The following is a 17,431-nucleotide window of genomic DNA, read 5'->3' as shown; positions in this document are numbered from 1 at the left end:
TGATGGAATAACCACAATTTCAAAGGAACCAGCATGGCTGACCAACCTGCCCCCGCACTGAAGGAAATCTTCAACGCCGAGCGCCTCAGGCACATCGCCTCCGAGATGACGGCGGTCTATCCGGCATTCGAGGCCAAGCGCTTCCTGAAGCTGGCCCAGACCGGCCTCGCAGACCTCAGCGTCATGCAGCGCATGGCCCGGGTCAGCGAATGCCTGCACGCCGTGCTGTCCCTGGACTATGAAGCGTCACTCAAGGTGCTGCGCGCCCTCGCCCCGCGCCTCAACAGCGGCTTCGTCAGCATGTGCCTGCCGCACTATGTCGCCACCTATGGCGCCCATGCGTTCGAGGTGTCGATGGACGCCCTGAAGTACTTCACCGCCTTCGGCTCCTCGGAATTCGCGATCCGCCATTTTCTGCGCAGCGACCTCGAGCGCTCGCTCAAGCTGATGCATGCCTGGTCGCTGGATGACAACGAACATGTGCGGCGCCTGGCCAGTGAAGGATGCCGGCCACGCCTGCCCTGGTCATTCCGGCTGGAGCCGATTCAGGCCGACCCGGAACTCGCCGCGAAAATCCTCGACAACCTCAAGGCCGACACCAGCCTGTACGTGCGCAAATCCGTGGCCAATCACCTCAACGACATCACCAAGGATCACCCCGAATGGGTGCTGGACCTGATCGAAGGCTGGTCACTGGACAACAGGCACACCGCATGGATCGCCAAACACGCCCTGCGTAGCCTGATCAAACAGGGCAACCAGCGGGCACTGGCGATTATCGGCGCGGGCAGCAAGCCTGAAGTCGAGATCGTCGATGTGAAAGTCGAACCGCCGGTGATTGGCCTGGGAGAAAAGATCACCCTGTCGTTTGCCGTCAAATCCACCGTTGAAAGCAGTCAGCGCCTGGTGATCGACTATGCCATCGATTACGTCAAGGCCAATGGCAGCACTTCGGCGAAGGTATTCAAGCTCAAGGCGCTGACGTTGCCCGGCAACGCCAGCGAAGCCGTCAGCCGAGGCCAGCACATCAAGGAGCTCACCACCCGCCGGCATTACGCGGGGCGCCATGCGGTGCACATCATGGTCAACGGCGAAAGGCTGGCCAGTACGGCGTTCGAGATTCTTGCTTGAATTGGCGTCAGTTCAGCCACCCTGTAGTAATGCCTGCTCCCGCTCACACAACTCCACCACATAATCCCAAAGCACCCGCAGCCGCACCGATTTGTGCAGTTCACGGCGGGTGCTGATCCAGTAGCTGCGCTGGATGCTTTCGTCCGGCAGCAGCGGCACCAGGCCCGGGTCGGCGCTGGCCATATAGCACGGCAGCACCGCGATCCCCAGGCCCGCGCGCGCAGCCTGGTGCTGGGCGATCACGCTGGTACTGTGAAACACCACCTGCGGGTTGCGGCAGAAGCTGTTGAGGAACATCAGCTCCTGGCTGAACAGCAAGTCATCGACGTAGCCGATCCAGGCGTGACGCCCCAGGTCTTCGCGACTGCGTAACGGCGGCGCACGGTCGAGGTAGTCCTGGCTGGCGTAGAGCGCCAGGCGATAGTCGGTGAGCTTGCGCGTGACAAGCATGTCGGCGGCCGGGCGCTCAAGGTGGATGCTGATTTCCGCCTCGCGGTTGAGGATGCTGACAAAACGCGGCACCGCCACCAGTTCCACTTCCAGCCCCGGATAGCGCTCGAACAAACCGTTCATGCGACTGGCGAGGAACATGATGCCCAGGCCTTCGGTCACCCCGACGCGAATCTTGCCCAGCGGCGCGGTGGATTGGGTGATTTCCTCCTGGGCCAGCAGCGCCACGTTCTCCATCGCCTCGGCGTGTTTAAGCAACGCTTCGCCAGCCGGGGTCATTTCGTATCCCTGGGCATGCTGAACGAACAACGCCGTACCGAGGCTATTTTCGATGGCCTCGATGTGCCGCGCCACGGTGGCATGGGTGGTGTTCAGGCGGCGGGCGGCCGTGAGCAAACGCCCACTGCGCTGCAATTCGAGAAAAAACCGCAGGTCATTCCAGTCAAACATGAAGCGTCCTTGTTCGTTGTCGCTCGGGATGCTGTTTAAAAACGCACAGCGGCTGCGCAAAAACTAACATTCTTTTGACGAAAGCTAACAACTAGGATGACAGACAACAAGAACAACAAAACGAGGTCAGGGATGCAGACTTCCCTAGATGAATTCGATTACATCGTGGTCGGGGCCGGGCCGGCCGGGTGTCTGCTGGCCAATCGACTGTCTGCCCATGCGCAACATCGCGTGCTACTGCTCGAGGCCGGCGGTCGCGACAACTATGCGTGGATTCACATCCCCGTGGGTTACCTGTACTGCATCGGCAACCCGCGCACCGACTGGTGCTTCAAGACCGAAGCGCAACCCGGCCTGCAAGGTCGCGCCCTGAGCTATCCGCGCGGCAAGGTGCTAGGGGGCTGCTCCTCCATCAACGGCATGATCTACATGCGCGGCCAGGCCGCTGACTACGACCGCTGGGCCGCCGACGGCAACCCCGGCTGGAGCTGGCAAGAAGTGTTGCCGCTGTTCAAGCAGAGCGAAAACCACTTTGCCGGCGCTGCCGAATTTCACGGCGCCGCGGGCGAATGGCGAGTCGAACGCCAGCGCCTGTCGTGGCCGATTCTCGACGCGTTCCGCAGTGCCGCCGAACAAAGCGGCATCGCCAGCATCGATGACTTCAACCAGGGCGACAACGAAGGTTGCGGTTACTTCCAGGTCAATCAGAAGTCCGGGATCCGCTGGAACGCGGCCAAGGCTTTTCTCAAACCGGTGCGCCAGCGCCCTAACCTCACCGTACTGACCGGGGTCGAAGTCGACCGGGTGCTGCTGGACAATGGCCGTGCTTCAGCGGTCAGCGCCCGCTGGCAAGGCCAGGCGAAAACCTTCAAGGCACGCAAGGAGATCGTCCTCTGTGCCGGCTCGGTCGGTTCGCCAGGCATCCTGCAGCGTTCCGGCATCGGCCCGCGTCCACTGCTGGAGCGACTGGGCATTGGCATCGCCCATGAGCTACCCGGTGTCGGCGGTAATTTGCAGGATCACCTGCAACTGCGGCTGATCTACAAGCTGGAAAATGCCCGCACCCTGAACCAGATTGCAAGCAGCCTGTGGGGCAAGCTGGGCATGGGCCTGCGCTACCTGTATGACCGCAGCGGCCCGCTGTCCATGGCGCCGAGCCAGTTGGGCGCCTTTGCCCGCTCGGGGCCGGAACAGACTTCGGCCAACCTCGAATATCACGTACAACCGCTGTCGCTGGAGCGTTTTGGCGAACCCCTGCATGCGTTCCCGGCATTCACCGCATCGGTCTGTGATTTGCGCCCGCAAAGCCGTGGCCGGGTGGACATCCGCTCGACCAACCCGCAAGAAGCACCGCTGATCCAGCCCAACTACCTCAGCCATCCGCAAGACCTGCGGGTGGCCGCCGACGCCATTCGCCTGACCCGGCGCATCGTCAGCGCGCCGGCCCTGCGCCCATTCAACCCGGTGGAATATCTGCCCGGCGAGAGCCTGCAAAGCGAAGAACAACTGCACGAAGCCGCCGCGCGGATCGGCACCACGATTTTCCATCCGGTGGGCACCTGCCGCATGGGCAACGACGCCGACGCCGTGGTCGATGCGCAACTCAAGGTCCATGGCATCCCCGGCCTGCGCATTGCCGATGCCTCGATCATGCCGCGCATCACCTCGGGCAACACCTGTTCGCCGACGCTGATGATCGCCGAGAAGGCTGCACAATTGATCCTGGCCAGGCCAGAAACGCTTTCTGTGGGAGCGAGCCTACTCGCAAAACGGTCGATCATTCAACATTGACGCTGAATGACACGACGCCTTCGCGAGCAGGCTCGCTCCCACAGGAACTTCACTCGATTCACGGACACTGAGCATTACCCCGGAATGGAACACGCAACACCAGTGGAACAACAAAAACAATCACTGTGAGGGATACCGGTATGTCAGAACACGTTCAATCCCTGGAAGCCGTGCGTAGCGCGGGCACCAGTCAGGAAACCCAGAAAGTCATCTTCGCCTCGTCCCTCGGGACGGTCTTCGAGTGGTACGACTTTTTCCTCTATGGCGCCCTCGCGGCGGTGATCAGCAAACAGTTTTTCGCCGGGGTCAACGACACCACGGCGTTCATCTTTGCGCTGATGGCCTTCGCCGCCGGCTTTATCGTGCGGCCGTTCGGCGCGCTGGTGTTCGGTCGGTTGGGGGACATGATCGGGCGCAAGTACACCTTTCTCGCCACCATCGTCCTCATGGGCCTGGCGACGTTCTGTGTCGGGCTGCTGCCGACCTACGCCAGCATCGGCATCGCCGCGCCGATCATCCTGGTGGTGCTGCGTATGCTCCAGGGCCTGGCCCTGGGTGGTGAATACGGCGGTGCCGCGACCTATGTCGCCGAGCACGCGCCCATCGGCAAGCGAGGCTTGCACACCAGCTGGATTCAATCCACCGCGACCCTGGGCCTGCTGCTCTCGCTGCTGGTGGTGCTGGGCTGCCGCTACTTCACCGGCGATCAGTTCGAAGTCTGGGGCTGGCGCATTCCGTTTCTGTTTTCCATCGTGCTGCTGGGCATCTCGACCTGGATTCGCCTGAGCCTGCACGAGTCGCCGGCCTTCGTGAAAATGAAAGAGGAAGGCAAGCTGTGCAAACAGCCGATTCGCGACTCCTTCGGTAAATGGGAAAACCTCAAAGTGGTGTTGATCGCGCTGTTCAGCATCAATGCCGGGCAGGCGGTGACCTTCTACGCCGCGCAATTCTATGTGCTGTTCTTTCTCACCCAGTTCCTGAAAATGGACCCGGCGGTGGCCAACGGTTTGCTGATTGTCAGCGTGACCATCGGCGCCCCCTTCTTCATTTTCTTTGGCTGGCTGTCGGACAAGGTCGGGCGCAAGCCGGTGCTGATGATCGGCCTGCTGCTGGCCACCGCGCTGTACTTCCCGATATTCAAGACCCTGGCCCACTACGCCAACCCGGCCATCGACCAGGCCAGCCGTCAGGCACCGATCACCGTGATGGCCGACCCGGCCACCTGCACCTTCCAGTTCGACCCGGTGGGCAAGGCGAAATTCGACAGCCCGTGCGACAAGGTCAAGACCTTCCTGGTCAAGCAGGGCTTGCCGTACAACAGTGCTGTCGCACCGGCCGGCAGTGACGTGCAGGTGAGCATCGGTGACGTGAAAATCGATGGTTTCGACGAAGCCGCCTTGCGCGGTGCCGTGACCCTCGCCGGTTACCCGCAAAAGGCGGACATGCAGCAGATCAACAAGCCGATGATCGTCGCGCTGATCGTTGCGCTGATCATCATCTCCGCGATGTGCTACGGCCCGCTGGCGGCGTTGATGGTCGAACTGTTCCCGACCCGCATCCGCTACACCTCGATGTCCCTGCCCTACCACATCGGCAACGGCTGGTTCGGCGGTTTTCTGCCGACGGTGTCGTTCGCATTGGTGGTGTACACCGGGGACATCTTCTACGGGCTGTGGTATCCGGTGGTGATCACCGGGGTGAGCCTGGTGGTGGGCATGCTGTGCTTGCGTGAGACCCGCAACGTGGATCTCGACAAAAACTGAGGTCAAGCCTGGCAACGAGGGAGTTCGCTCCCTCGTTGCGGCGATCAAACCCGATCAAACCTCGGCATCAAGCAGCTCAAACTTCACTTGGTCCGGGTAGAACGCCAAATACCCTCGGATCTGCTCTACCGACACCTTCGGGTCTTCGTAACTCCACACCGCATTGGCCGCTTCATGCCCTGGCACCTGCAGGCTGAAATAGCTGGCATCGCCCTTGTACGGGCAATAACTGGTGTGGTCGGTACGGGCGAAATACTTCTCGTCGATATCCTCTCGCGGCACGTAGTACACCGGCGGGTAATTGGCCTCCAGCAACACCAGCGCGCGGGCCGAAGCGGCGACCTGAATGCCGTGGAACCTCACCAACAGGCAGCCGGGCTGCTCGGCGATGGTGATGACAGGACTAGGACCGGAGCTTTTCATGGAATGCGTTCCTCATGAGGGTGATGGACCTGCAAATCGGAATACCACGATTCATCATGTATAACCCAAGTTTCACCCACGCAACTTCTTCGCAGCCGAACGGGAACAAGGCATTCATCGCGACACACAAAAACTGTACATCCATACAGATAAAGATTGCTCCATCGTCCATCAACCGCCATTCTGTGCACCTCTGGCACATAGATCGACGATGGTGGTTATGCAGCTGTACCTCTGTGAAAAACCTTCCCAGGCCAAAGACATTGCGGCGGTCCTCGGCGCCAAACGCCGGGGCGATGGCTGCTGGCTGGGAACGGGCGTCACGGTGACCTGGTGCATCGGCCACCTGCTGGAAACCGCACCGCCGGATGCCTACGACGCACGCTACAAGCGCTGGGTGCTGGCCGACCTGCCGATCATTCCCGAAAAGTGGAAAATGACCGTCAAGCCGCGCACCGCCAGTCAGTACAAGGCGGTCAAGCGCCTGCTCGGTGAAGCGTCCGAGCTGATCATTGCCACGGACGCCGACCGCGAGGGCGAGATGATCGCCCGGGAACTGGTGGAGCATTGCCGTTATCGCGGGCCGATCCGCCGCCTCTGGTTGTCGGCGCTGGACGATGCATCTATCCGCAAGGCCCTCGCGGCGCTGAAACCGGGGAACGAAACCTTCAGCCTCTATCACTCGGCCCTCGGTCGTTCCCGGGCCGACTGGCTGATCGGCATGAACATGAGTCGGCTGTTCACCTTGCTGGGGCGCCAGTCCGGCTATCAAGGCGTGTTGCCGGTCGGCCGGGTGCAAACACCGACCTTGCGCCTGGTGGTGGATCGCGATCGCAGCATCGCCGACTTTGTGCCCGTCCCCTATTGGGCCATCGATGTGCAACTGCTGCACAACGGCACCGCGTTCACGGCGCAATGGCGCGCGGCATCCGCGGTTTGCGACGATCAGGACCGCTGCCTGAATCAGGCGCTGGCACAACAAGCGGCAGCCGCCATGAGTGGTGCCACCAGTGCGCGGGTGGTCAAGCTGCGCACCGAGCGAATGCGCGAAGTGGCCCCGCTGCCGTTCGATCTGGGCACCCTGCAGGAGGTCTGCTCGAAGAAGCTCGGCCTCGGCGCCCAGGAAACCCTGGACATCGCCCAGGCGCTGTACGAAACCTACAAAGTCATCACCTATCCGCGCAGTGATTGCGGCTATCTGCCCCTCAGTCAGCACAGCGAAGCGCCGGCCATCCTGGCGGCATTGCGCCAGGCCGATCCGGCGTTGAGCGTCTTGCACGATCACCTTGATCCGCAACGGCGCTCACGGGCCTGGAACGATGCCAGGGTCAGCGCTCACCACGGCATCATCCCCACTGCCGCGGCGAAGAACCTCGACAAGCTGGTGGGTAAACAGCGCGCGGTCTACACCCTGATCCGCGCCCGCTATCTGGCGCAATTCCTGCCCAATCACGAATACGACCGCACCCAGGCCGACTTCGATTGTGCCGGCGAAGCGCTGCGCGCAGTGGGCAAGCAGATCATCGAACCGGGCTGGAAACGCGCCCTGCCTGAAGCGCTGGCACCGGCCAGGGGACGCGAAGCTCCCGCGCCGCAGACACTACCCAACCTGGCCGAAGGCATCGATTGCGCAGTGGCCGGCGTGCAACTCAAGGACCTCTGGACGCAACCGCCGAAGCCGTTCACGGAAGGCGACCTGATCAAGGCCATGAAAAATGTCGCCAAACTGGTAGAAGATCCGCTGCTCAAGCAAAAGCTCAAGGACACCACCGGTATCGGCACCGAAGCGACTCGCGCGTCGATCATCCAGGGCCTGCTCGACCGTGGTTACCTGGTCAAGAACGGCAAGACCCTGGCCGCCACACCGGCCGCGTTCAGCCTGATCGACGCCGTGCCGCGGGCCATCGCCGATCCGGGCACCACGGCGATCTGGGAGCAGGCCCTGGACATGGTGCAAAGCGGGGAAATGAGCCTGGAAGAGTTCGTCACCAAACAGGCGGCGTGGATGAGCAAACAGGTCAATCGCTGTGCCGGGCTCAGCCTGACCATCAGCGGTCCGCCGCCCTCCGGGCGCGCCGCAACGCCATGGAAGAAAAAGCGCAAAAGCACCCAGCGCAAACCGGGCGGCACCCAACGCAGGGCAAAACCGGCCGGCAAAACTCAATCCTGACACACAACCTTGTGGCGCCGGCCATAATCAACCCTGTCCCTTGACCTGTCAGGAGCCGCTTCACATGTCTTCGATAGAACTGCACGCCGCTCAACGTGATGAGCTGGAAACCATCGAAAACCTGATGCAGTTCTACACCTACGATTTCAGCGAATGGTTACCGTTGAAACTGGGTGAATACGGTTTCTTCAACATCCAGCCCATGCCGGACTACTGGCGAAACCCGGCCACCCGCCCCTTCCTGATCAAGGTCGACGCAGAACTGGCCGGCTTCGTGACCGTGGATAATCAGACCCATCTATCCGGTGCCGAGTACAACATCGGCTATCTGTTCGTCAGTCGACGCTTTCGTGGCCGGGGTGTCGCCCGGTTTGTCGTGTCCACCCTCTTGAGTCAATTCCCCGGTCAATGGCAGATTTTTCATATCGAGGCCAATCAGCCGGCACGGCTGTTCTGGGCAGCCGTCATGCCAGGGCTCGGCATTGGCGGGTTCACCTTGCATCAGCAGGTGGTTGACCGCCATCCCTGCACTTTTTACCGCTTTCAGTGCCCCCCCTGTCGTCCTGACCGTCACGCCCTCGACTCCCCGCGCTAATTCCGAACAGCTTTGTCCGACAATATGTAGTGACTAAAAATAATCACTACAAAACCGTTGACGCCTCCGATTTGCCCTTGCATGATGCAGACGTCTCCCCGATCGGGAGTACAGGCAACACGTTTGAGCAAGCTCGTCTGACCGCCGAGCTGTTTTTCCCGGATACACGCTGCCCACAAGGCAGATTGAAGAAGCTGACCTGGCCTGAACGTCCAGTACAAGGGCGAGAAGTCTTGGCGAGCAATCCTCATGAAGCTTGTGGCCGACCCTGAAAACGTCGGCAGTGGCCTTAAGGTTTTCGCCGCTTCTCTTCGTTGTGACGCTATTGCGTAGCAGTTATTCAACACGACTACATGCAACAGACGCAGGACCCCGCCCGATAAGGCGGTCGAACGCTGACGTCCTGGTTTCGGTGCCAGGGATCAACTAACCGATGGGCTACCTGTATTAGCGAATCAACTTTGAAAGATCACCAATTGGTCAAGGGGCTTTATGATGAATCTGAACAATCAACCAACTATCGATGAACTGGCTCGTATGTTCGCTGCAAAAAAAGACAGCCACGACAGCCATATTCTCTGGATCAGCAAGTGTGGCCAGGTTCATATCGACTGCCTGTCGCCGCACGCCCATGAAGCAGAGTTCGACCAGAACAACCAGAACCTGCTCGCCCGACTGAAAATGTACCGTCGCGGCCAGGGCTATGTCGGCAAGAAGGCCGCAGCCGACAAGGACTTCATCGGTAATGTTCTGCAAACCCTGAAACAGGCCTGGGCCTCGATGCAGAATCAGAACGAAGTTCAGGTGATTGACCGGTTCTACTGATTGAAATGAGTCATTACTGACTTAATGAAAAACAAGGCCTGCTCCCAATAAGGAGCAGGCCTTTTTTTGGGTTCTTCTCGGATTGTCGGGAAAGTTTTTTTGCTCTGTAGCTGTGAGTGCTGCGAGCTTATCCATTTGCCAGTGTGGCGCTGAATCACCTTTGCGCCCTTACGGCGCCTTACTTTTTTCAGTCGAAAAAAAAGTAAGCAAAAATTCTTGCCCCACCAGGGGCCCTACGCTGCGCTTCGGGTTCCCTCGCTCCGGTGTCGCTACGGGGTATCGCGGCCTCCGAGTTGCAAGCAACTCTACATCTCGCGACTTCGGCTACGCCGAAGGTGCTGACGCACTCCCCCCCTACGCAACACCTCCACTCGGCCCTTCTGGTTAACGGGGCATTTAGATCAAAAGCCAAAGCAAAGCCCAAAGCCCAAAGCCCACAGACCCACCGCGTTCCAAAAGCAAGAGCGCAGCGAATTGTGCTTTTGATCTTGATCCACCCGCCCCTTCGGAAGGCTGAGTGGAGGCGTTCATCCGGGGATGGGCGCGCAGCGCCGTGCGGCGAAGTCGCACACATTGCAGGGAGGTGCAGCGAAGCAAACCGTAGAGCAATGCCCCCGGATGAATGCCGGAGCGAAGGAACCCCGAGCCTTGGCGAGGGGCCGGACGCCGGGGCGAGAATTTTTGCTTACTTTTTTTTCGACTGAAAAAAGTAAGGCGCCGTAAGGGCGCAAAGGTGATTCAGCGTCACCTCGGCAAATGGATAAGCTCACAACTCACAACTCACAACTCACAACTCACAACTCACAACTCACAACTCACAACTCACAAAACCAACGCCAACGCCAACGCCAATCTTTCCCGGTAATCCGTGATGAACCTTTTTTTGACCAGGACGCGGTCTCTTGCAGGAGCTGGCTTGCCAGCGATAGTCGTTAACGATAACGCGTGTAAACCGGATAAACGCGGCGCACTTGAGTCCATCGCCGGCAAGCCGGCTCCTACAGGGTTTTGTGGTGGTCATGAAAGATCAGTCCCCAACACCAGATCCACAAACGCCAGCGACGCCGCACTGTGGTAGTTGTTCTTGCGCCGAAGCAACGCAGCCCCGCGTTCAGGCGCTGCGCCCAGCAGGGACAGTTTGCGTAATGCCCGATCCTGAGTGGCGATGGGTTCCGGCAGGATGGTGGCGATGGCGCAATGCCGGATGACTTCCAGCAGCGTGTTGACCGAGTTCACTTCAATTGCCACTTTGGGCGTGATGTGCACCTGAGCGAAGTACTCGTCGATGCACGCGCGGGTGATGTATTCCGGGGTCAGCAACGCAAACTCAAGCTTAGCCACCTCCTCAGTGGACAACGCGTCCTGATATTCGTAAAGCGGATGACCCCGCCCAACCATCAACCCCAGGGTTTCGGTAAAGGCCGGGATCGATTCGATGTCGGTGCTTCTCACCTGATCGAACGCAATCGCGATATCCAGCGAATCATCCGCCAGCCCAGCCTCGATCTCGTCCATCGACAACTCGAAAATCTCCAGGTGGATGTTCGGGTAACGCGCCACGTAGTCGTGCACCAGCGGCCCTACCAGATAGGCCATGAAAGTCGGCGTCATGGCCAGACGCAGGGTCCCGCGGGACAAATCCTTCACGTCGTGCAACGCACGCTTGCCTGCCTCCAGCTCCACCAAGACCCGCCGCGCGCATTCAATATAAGCCTCGCCGGCATCGGTCGGCTTGACCGTGCGCGAGGTGCGGTCGAACAGGCTCACGCCCAGTGAGTCTTCCAGTTGGCGGATCTGCTGCGACAAGGTCGGCTGGGACACGTGCAGCACTTCCGCGGCGCGGGTGAACCCCCCGTGGTCGGCCACCGCCAACAGGTAACGCAAATGTCGAAGCAACATGGGACTCTCCATCTATAGGCAGTACTTATGGCTTGCATTGTATATCGGTCTTGGACGCTATTGATTGATCGGCAGAAGATGGCCCCACACCCAAGCAACACCCCTTCCGATAGGAGAATCACCATGCAACAGTCCCATGCCTACAACGACCCAAGCCTGGCCCTGACCACTTCTGTCCTTGACGCCAAGGCGCGCAAAAACCTGTCGTGGCAGGACCTGGCCGACGGCACTGGACTGAGCCTGGCCTACGTCACCGCTGCCCTGCTCGGTCAACATCCGCTGCCGGAAAGTGCGGCCAAAGTGGTCGGCGACAAACTCGAACTGGACGCCGACGCCGTGGCCCGGCTGCAGATCATCCCGCTGCGCGGCAGTCTCTCGGGAGTGCCGACCGACCCGACCATCTACCGCTTCTACGAAATGATCCAGATCTATGGCACCACCCTCAAAGCCCTGGTTCATGAGCAGTTCGGCGACGGCATCATCAGCGCGATCAACTTCAAGCTCGACATGAAGAAAGTCGAAGATCCGGAAGGCGGCTCCCGCGCCGTCATCACTCTCGACGGCAAGTTCCTGCCCCTGCGTCCGTTCTAAGTCGATACCGGCCCGCACGACCCGTGCGGGCCAAACCCTGCCTATCCCATGAGGAAGCGATCATGAAAGCGCTCATCGACGGTTTCTTGAAGTTCCAGAAAGAAGCCTTTGTGCAACGCACCGACCTGTTCAAACACCTGGCCACCACCCAACATCCAGGCACGCTGTTCATCACCTGTTCCGACAGCCGTGTCGTGCCGGAACTGCTGACCCAACAAGAACCCGGTGAACTGTTCGTGATCCGTAACGCCGGCAACATCGTGCCGTCCTACAGCCCCCATCCGGGTGGTGTGTCGGCCACGGTCGAATACGCCGTCGCTGTGCTCGGCGTGACCGACATCGTGATCTGTGGCCATTCGGACTGCGGCGCCATGACGGCGGTGGCCAAGTGCAAATGCATGGATCACCTGCCCGCCGTCAGCGGCTGGCTGCAACACGCCGAGTCGGCGAAAGTGATCAACGAAGCCCGGCCACATGCCAGTGAAGCGGCCAAGGTCAGTTCGATGGTTCGGGAAAACGTCATCGCCCAGCTGGCCAACATCCAGACGCACCCGAGCGTGCGACTGGCCCAGGAAAAAGGCCAATTGAACCTGCATGGCTGGGTGTACGACATCGAAACCGGTTCGATCGACACACTGGATGCCGACAGCCGAAGCTTCGTGTCGCTGGTCGAGCACCCGGACACTTGTGCCGTATCGGCCAAAGTGATCAAGGCCGCGTGATCAGCAGCGCCGATTGTTGAAGAAAGTGACCGCCCTTGCAGCGGTCACTGGTTGCGCCAGTTCAGCGTTTGACGCCCAGATCGATCTGGGTCATGCGGCTACGAATGGTGAACACACCATCGCCCGAGAGAATCGCACTGCGAGCAAACAGGCGCCCGCTCTCCCAGTTGGAAAGCCCCAGTTCCGGCTTGTTCAACGCGTACTGGCCATCGACCCAACGGGTGATGCCATTGCCGACAAAAGGCGCGTTGACCGCGTTGTAGAAGTGCTCCTGCGCCTCTGCACTTTCACTGATCAACGACACCGTGAATTGCGGGCTGTAGCGGTTGAACAAGGCAATGGCGCTCTCCAGGTCGTCAACGATTTTCAGGCTGACTTCCGGGGTTTCTTCCCACTCCCATTCACGACCCAATTGATCTTCCGGCAAAGGCTCGGCCTGCGCCTCGGTCTGATAGCCTTCGGCGCGGTGCACCTTGACCGTTGCTGCCAGCCAGTCTTGCGGCAGGTACGACTCGCTGCCTTCGACGATATGCAGCTTGCAACCCTGGCCCCGCGCGGTGCCGGCTTGCTTGAGTGCGTCGAGGAACAGCGGCACCAGTTCAGCGGCGCGGTCGCGGTGAATCAGGCAGACGTTCAGGGTGTTGCAGACCTTGCGGTCCAGGGAGTTGCGCACCACCGCGGCAAAACGCTGGGCGTCGGCAGCGGCATCGGCGATCAGCCAGGCGCCACCGGTGCCGTGCAGGCTGACTGCCGTACCGGCCTGTTGCGCGATGCTGCCCAACTGGCTGACGGCGCGGCCCGAACCGCGGGCCACCGCCAATGACAGGCGCCGGTCCGCGAACATCGCCCAACCGGCGGCGTGGTTGACACTTTCCACCAGCGACACGGCACCGGCCGGCAAGCCAGCGTCGCTCAGCGCAGGGTTCAGCGCATGGGTGACAATCGCCTGGGCCGTGCCCAACGCATCACTGCCGATGCGCAACACAGCGGTGTTGCCGGTGCGCAGCACACCGGCGGCATCGGCAAACACATTCGGCCGACCTTCGAAGACGAACGCGACGATGCCCAACGGCGAAACCACTTGCTCGACCTTCCAGCCATCGTGTTCGACACAGCTGATCACCTTGCCACGGCTGGCCGTTGCATCACGCCAGGCGCGCAGGCCGGCGATCATGTCGCGACGCATGCGCTCATCGGCCAGCAACCGGGTGGTCGAACGACCGCGCGCCTTGGCCCGTTCGATGTCGGCCAGGTTGGCGGCTTCGATCAACGCCCAGCATTCCGGGGTTTCCAGGCGCTGGGCAAACAGGTCGAAGAAGGCGCTGATCGCCTGATCAGACACGGCCGACAGCGCGGTAAACGCCGCTTCGGCACGCTCGATCGCAACGCTGGCCGCTTGCTGGTCCGCCACGGGGATCAGCAGCAACTCGCCGCTGACCTGCTCCACCAGCAGGTGGTCACCGGGCTGGAAGCGCTGCGCCAGTTCGGGGCTGACGACAGTGACACGGTTACCGGCGAAAGGGATAGGCGTGCCAGCGACTAGACGATCGAGCGCAAGAGACATGAAGCGGTTACACCATGCAATGGGCGGTCGGAAAATGTATAGCAAATTCCCTGTGGGAGCGAGCCTGTTCGCGAACGGCGATAGGTCAGCCAAATGGATACTGCCTGACACTCCGCTATTCGCGAGCAGGCTCGCTCCCACATGGGGGGAAGTGGTGGCTGTTTACGTATCTCAATGTATACAGCCCCTCCCCCGACACACCCCGCACTCAAAACCCCGCCACAACGACACACCGCAGATACACCCCATTGATGAAATGCGCCTGCCGATCGGCCACGCCGATCAAAGCGCTCAACTCACGGGGCATGCCGTTGCCCCGCATCCCTGACCTGAAAGAGATCAACGTCCATGAGCACCTCCATTTCTTCGGCCGTCAAAGGCCTGCACCTGAACCTCGACCGTGCCGGCGACTGGGTTGCCCCCCTGGCGTTGCGAGTGTTCCTCGCCTGGGAATTCTTCGAGTCCGGCCTTGAGAAATTCAACGGACAGAACTGGTTCGCCGATATCCAGGAGCGCTTCCCGTTTCCGTTCGACCACATTCCCGCGACGCTGAACTGGGAGCTGTCGATGTGGGCCGAACTGATCTTTTCCATGACTTTGCTGGTGGGCCTGGGCACGCGTTTTTCGGCGTTGAGCCTGATGGTCGTGACCCTCGTCGCAACCGCCGCCATCCATTGGCCTGCCGACTGGCACACCTTGAGTGAACTTGCCCAAGGCTATGCCATCAGCAACAAGGGTTACGGCAACTTCAAACTGCCATTGATCTACCTTGTGGCCTTCACGCCGCTGCTGCTGTCGGGTGCCGGCAAGCTCAGCATCGACGCGCTGTTGACCCGGTTCTTCTGGCGGCGCTGAAACCAGATCCGCAACGTGGGCAAACAAAAGGGGACTTCCTGAAGTCCCCTTTTGTTTGCCTTGAAACTAACGAACCACTTCCTCCAGCCCGGTCTCTTCGGCCAGCTTCGGATGCGCACTGCGTTCATGCACATGGGCTTGGGGTGTGCGGTCAATCAGCAGGCTCAGCAGTTCCGGGCGGCTGTAGTGGCCGCGGGAATCCATCATGCGTTTGCGCTTGTCGATCAGGCCCATGTCGAGGTCGGCGATCACCTCGCCCTCACCTTCCAGCAACGAGCCCAGCACCGAGCCATCCGGGCTGATGATCGCGGTATAGCAACCGCCGGAGATCGGGCCGATGGCGCAACCGGTGTCGGCCATGATCTGCGCCTGCTGCTCGGGATACAGCCACGCCGTGGAGTTGACCACAAAGCACGCTGCCTCCAGGGCATGCTGGCGAATGCTGACTTCCATTTGCGAGGCGAACAGGGGACCTGCAAACGACCCCGGGTACATCGCCGCATGGATCTGCTCGCCATCGGCCATCAAGGCATAACGGGCCAGCGGGTTGAAATGCTCCCAGCAGGCCAATTGACCGATGCGCCCTACCGCGCTGTCGACGGCCCGCAGGCCGGAGCCGTCGCCCATGCCCCAGATCATGCGTTCGTGGTAGGTCGGGGAAATCTTGCGGCGACGCTGGATCAGCGAGCCGTCGGCATCGAACAACAACTGTGTGTTGTACAGCGTGCCGCCATCGCGCTCGTTGACACCGATCGACACGACCATACCGGCTTGCCTGGCCGCAGCGCCGATGGCATCGGTGGCAGCCGAAGGCACGGTGACCGCCTGATCCAGCAGCTTGAGGTGTTCGGCAGCCATTTCGAACGGCGACTGCACGTAGGAAAAGTACGGGTAGTACGGCACGACGGTTTCCGGAAACACAGCGAATTGCACGCCCTGTTCGCCGAGTTCGAGAATCTTCTGCACCACTTTGTCGACGGTGCCTTCTCGGCTGTAAAGAACAGGGCTGATTTGTACGGCGGCGGCTTTGACGAGGGTCATGGCGGTGATCTCATTGAGGGAAAGGTTTCAACGAGATCAAGATTACGACAATAATATAAAGGCCTGAATGTCGTATTCACCACCTTTTAGGACATCCCGAACTTCACCCCCGACTGGCACGCTGAATCACCTGCGGCGGCTGTCCGAACGCACGAATAAAAGCGCGGCGCATACGTTCCCGATCACCAAAACCAGAGGCTGTCGCCACTGCATCGATGGAGTGCCGCCCGCTTTCCATCATCAACCGGGCCGACTCGACCCGCAGGTTTTCGATGGCCTTGGCCGGAGACTGGCCGGTTTCGGCATGAAACACCCGGCTGAATTGCCGGGGGCTGAGATTGGCCGCGCTGGCCAGTTCCTCGACCGTCAGCGCGGACTTGAGATTCTGCTTGGCATAGTTCAGCGCGGCCTGTATCCGATCGGTCCTGGGGGCCAGTTCCAGCATCACCGAGAACTGCGACTGCCCGCCGGAACGCCGGTGGTACACCACCAATTGCCGCGCCACCTTGCGGGCAACCTCGGCGCCCAGATCCATCTCCACCAGCGCCAATGCCAGGTCCACGCACGCGCTCATGCCCGCCGCCGTCCACAGGTGGCCATCATTGATGAAGATCCGGTCTTCCTCGACTTTCACGTTCGGGTACGCCTTGCGAAAGGCCGGCACATGCGCCCAGTGGGTGGTCGCCCGCCGACCGTCGAGCAAACCAGCCTCCGCCAACGCAATCGCACCGGTGCAAATCGAGCCCAGACGCCGGCTGCCGTGACTGGCGCGGCGCAAGAACTCCAGCATGCCCGGCGTGGTCGGGCGGATAAGGTTGTCGCCCATGACCAGCAGCGTATCGAACGAGCGCTGGTCGAACGCTTCGGTCTGCACACCGAAACCGGCGGACGTCTGCACCAGGCCACCCGGTTCGGACAGTAAGGCAATGCTGTACAACGGCTCATCTGCGGCGCTGTTGGCCAACTCGAAGGCGGCACACATGGCCAGCCCCAGAACCTGAAATCCGGGATAAACAATGAGTCCGATCTGGTGCATGGCGCGATGACCCTAAACGTGGCATGCCTGACAATCAGGCCAGAGCCTGCACTCTACCCCGGACAGCCCTCAGCGCAAATCAGGATGACGCCGACCGCCATCACATCCGACAGCGCATGTGGCCG

Annotated in this window: 15 protein-coding genes; 9 read left to right on the top strand and 6 right to left on the bottom strand. The window is 60.7% G+C overall.

The features are described 5' to 3' along the window. Positions 1-33 precede the first annotated feature (33 nt). Entirely contained in the window at positions 34-1,131 is a 1,098-nt protein-coding gene (locus tag CAF65_RS01585; protein ID WP_085714696.1) for a DNA alkylation repair protein, read from the top strand. Positions 1,132-1,143: 12 nt separating this feature from the next. On the opposite strand, the gene CAF65_RS01580 is transcribed toward CAF65_RS01585, so the two are convergent. Beyond that, positions 1,144-2,031, bottom strand: coding sequence for a LysR family transcriptional regulator (locus tag CAF65_RS01580; protein WP_085714695.1), 888 nt, complete (start codon positions 2,029-2,031; stop codon positions 1,144-1,146). 132 nt (positions 2,032-2,163) lie between these two features. Between CAF65_RS01580 and CAF65_RS01575 the strand changes: the two genes are divergently transcribed. Further along, positions 2,164-3,822: a GMC family oxidoreductase gene (locus tag CAF65_RS01575; RefSeq protein ID WP_085714694.1), complete on the top strand. Its 1,659-nt coding sequence runs from the start codon at positions 2,164-2,166 to the stop codon at positions 3,820-3,822. A gap of 140 nt (positions 3,823-3,962) precedes the next feature. Beyond that, positions 3,963-5,585: an MFS transporter gene (locus tag CAF65_RS01570; protein WP_085714693.1), complete on the top strand. Its 1,623-nt coding sequence runs from the start codon at positions 3,963-3,965 to the stop codon at positions 5,583-5,585. Between the two features lie 54 nt (positions 5,586-5,639). Here CAF65_RS01570 and CAF65_RS01565 read toward each other — a convergent pair whose 3' ends face one another. Next, a complete protein-coding gene (locus CAF65_RS01565; RefSeq protein ID WP_085714692.1) occupies positions 5,640-6,008 on the bottom strand; it encodes a DUF427 domain-containing protein in 369 nt (122 codons plus the stop codon). A gap of 220 nt (positions 6,009-6,228) precedes the next feature. Between CAF65_RS01565 and CAF65_RS01555 the strand changes: the two genes are divergently transcribed. The 3 genes from CAF65_RS01555 (at position 6,229) to CAF65_RS01540 (ending at position 9,598) form a co-directional block, all read left to right on the top strand. Further along, positions 6,229-8,178 carry a DNA topoisomerase III gene (locus CAF65_RS01555; protein WP_256578583.1) on the top strand — a complete coding sequence of 650 codons (1,950 nt, stop codon included), beginning with the start codon at positions 6,229-6,231 and terminating at the stop codon, positions 8,176-8,178. Between the two features lie 64 nt (positions 8,179-8,242). Beyond that, entirely contained in the window at positions 8,243-8,773 is a 531-nt protein-coding gene (locus CAF65_RS01550) for a GNAT family N-acetyltransferase (RefSeq protein ID WP_085714689.1), read from the top strand. Positions 8,774-9,268: 495 nt separating this feature from the next. Continuing rightward, on the top strand, positions 9,269-9,598 hold the full coding sequence (locus tag CAF65_RS01540; protein ID WP_085714687.1) for a hypothetical protein: 330 nt from the start codon (positions 9,269-9,271) through the stop codon (positions 9,596-9,598). A 1,017-nt stretch (positions 9,599-10,615) separates the two neighbouring features. Here the strand turns inward: CAF65_RS01540 and cynR are convergent. After that, positions 10,616-11,497, bottom strand: coding sequence for a transcriptional regulator CynR (gene cynR / locus CAF65_RS01530; protein ID WP_085714685.1), 882 nt, complete (start codon positions 11,495-11,497; stop codon positions 10,616-10,618). Positions 11,498-11,620: 123 nt separating this feature from the next. Here cynR and cynS point away from each other — a divergent pair, with 123 nt between their 5' ends. Next, positions 11,621-12,088 carry a cyanase gene (gene cynS / locus CAF65_RS01525; RefSeq protein WP_007971791.1) on the top strand — a complete coding sequence of 156 codons (468 nt, stop codon included), beginning with the start codon at positions 11,621-11,623 and terminating at the stop codon, positions 12,086-12,088. A 62-nt stretch (positions 12,089-12,150) separates the two neighbouring features. Further along, positions 12,151-12,810 carry a carbonic anhydrase gene (locus CAF65_RS01520; RefSeq protein WP_085714684.1) on the top strand — a complete coding sequence of 220 codons (660 nt, stop codon included), beginning with the start codon at positions 12,151-12,153 and terminating at the stop codon, positions 12,808-12,810. 61 nt (positions 12,811-12,871) lie between these two features. Here the strand turns inward: CAF65_RS01520 and CAF65_RS01515 are convergent, their stop codons facing one another. Further along, entirely contained in the window at positions 12,872-14,374 is a 1,503-nt protein-coding gene (locus tag CAF65_RS01515; RefSeq protein ID WP_085714683.1) for an aldehyde dehydrogenase family protein, read from the bottom strand. A gap of 348 nt (positions 14,375-14,722) precedes the next feature. On the opposite strand from CAF65_RS01515, the gene CAF65_RS01510 reads away from it, so the two are divergent. Next, entirely contained in the window at positions 14,723-15,229 is a 507-nt protein-coding gene (locus CAF65_RS01510) for a DoxX family protein (protein ID WP_008021522.1), read from the top strand. 66 nt (positions 15,230-15,295) lie between these two features. Here CAF65_RS01510 and CAF65_RS01505 read toward each other — a convergent pair whose 3' ends face one another. After that, positions 15,296-16,270, bottom strand: coding sequence for a nitrilase-related carbon-nitrogen hydrolase (locus tag CAF65_RS01505; protein ID WP_085714682.1), 975 nt, complete (start codon positions 16,268-16,270; stop codon positions 15,296-15,298). 103 nt (positions 16,271-16,373) lie between these two features. Further along, positions 16,374-17,306: a GlxA family transcriptional regulator gene (locus CAF65_RS01500; protein ID WP_085714681.1), complete on the bottom strand. Its 933-nt coding sequence runs from the start codon at positions 17,304-17,306 to the stop codon at positions 16,374-16,376. Positions 17,307-17,431: the final 125 nt, after the last annotated feature.

The sequence above is a fragment of the Pseudomonas sp. B28(2017) genome (assembly GCF_002113025.1).
Taxonomy (GTDB): domain Bacteria; phylum Pseudomonadota; class Gammaproteobacteria; order Pseudomonadales; family Pseudomonadaceae; genus Aquipseudomonas.
Note: the sequence above shows the minus strand (reverse complement) of the source record. Positions and strands in the feature narration are given on the sequence as shown.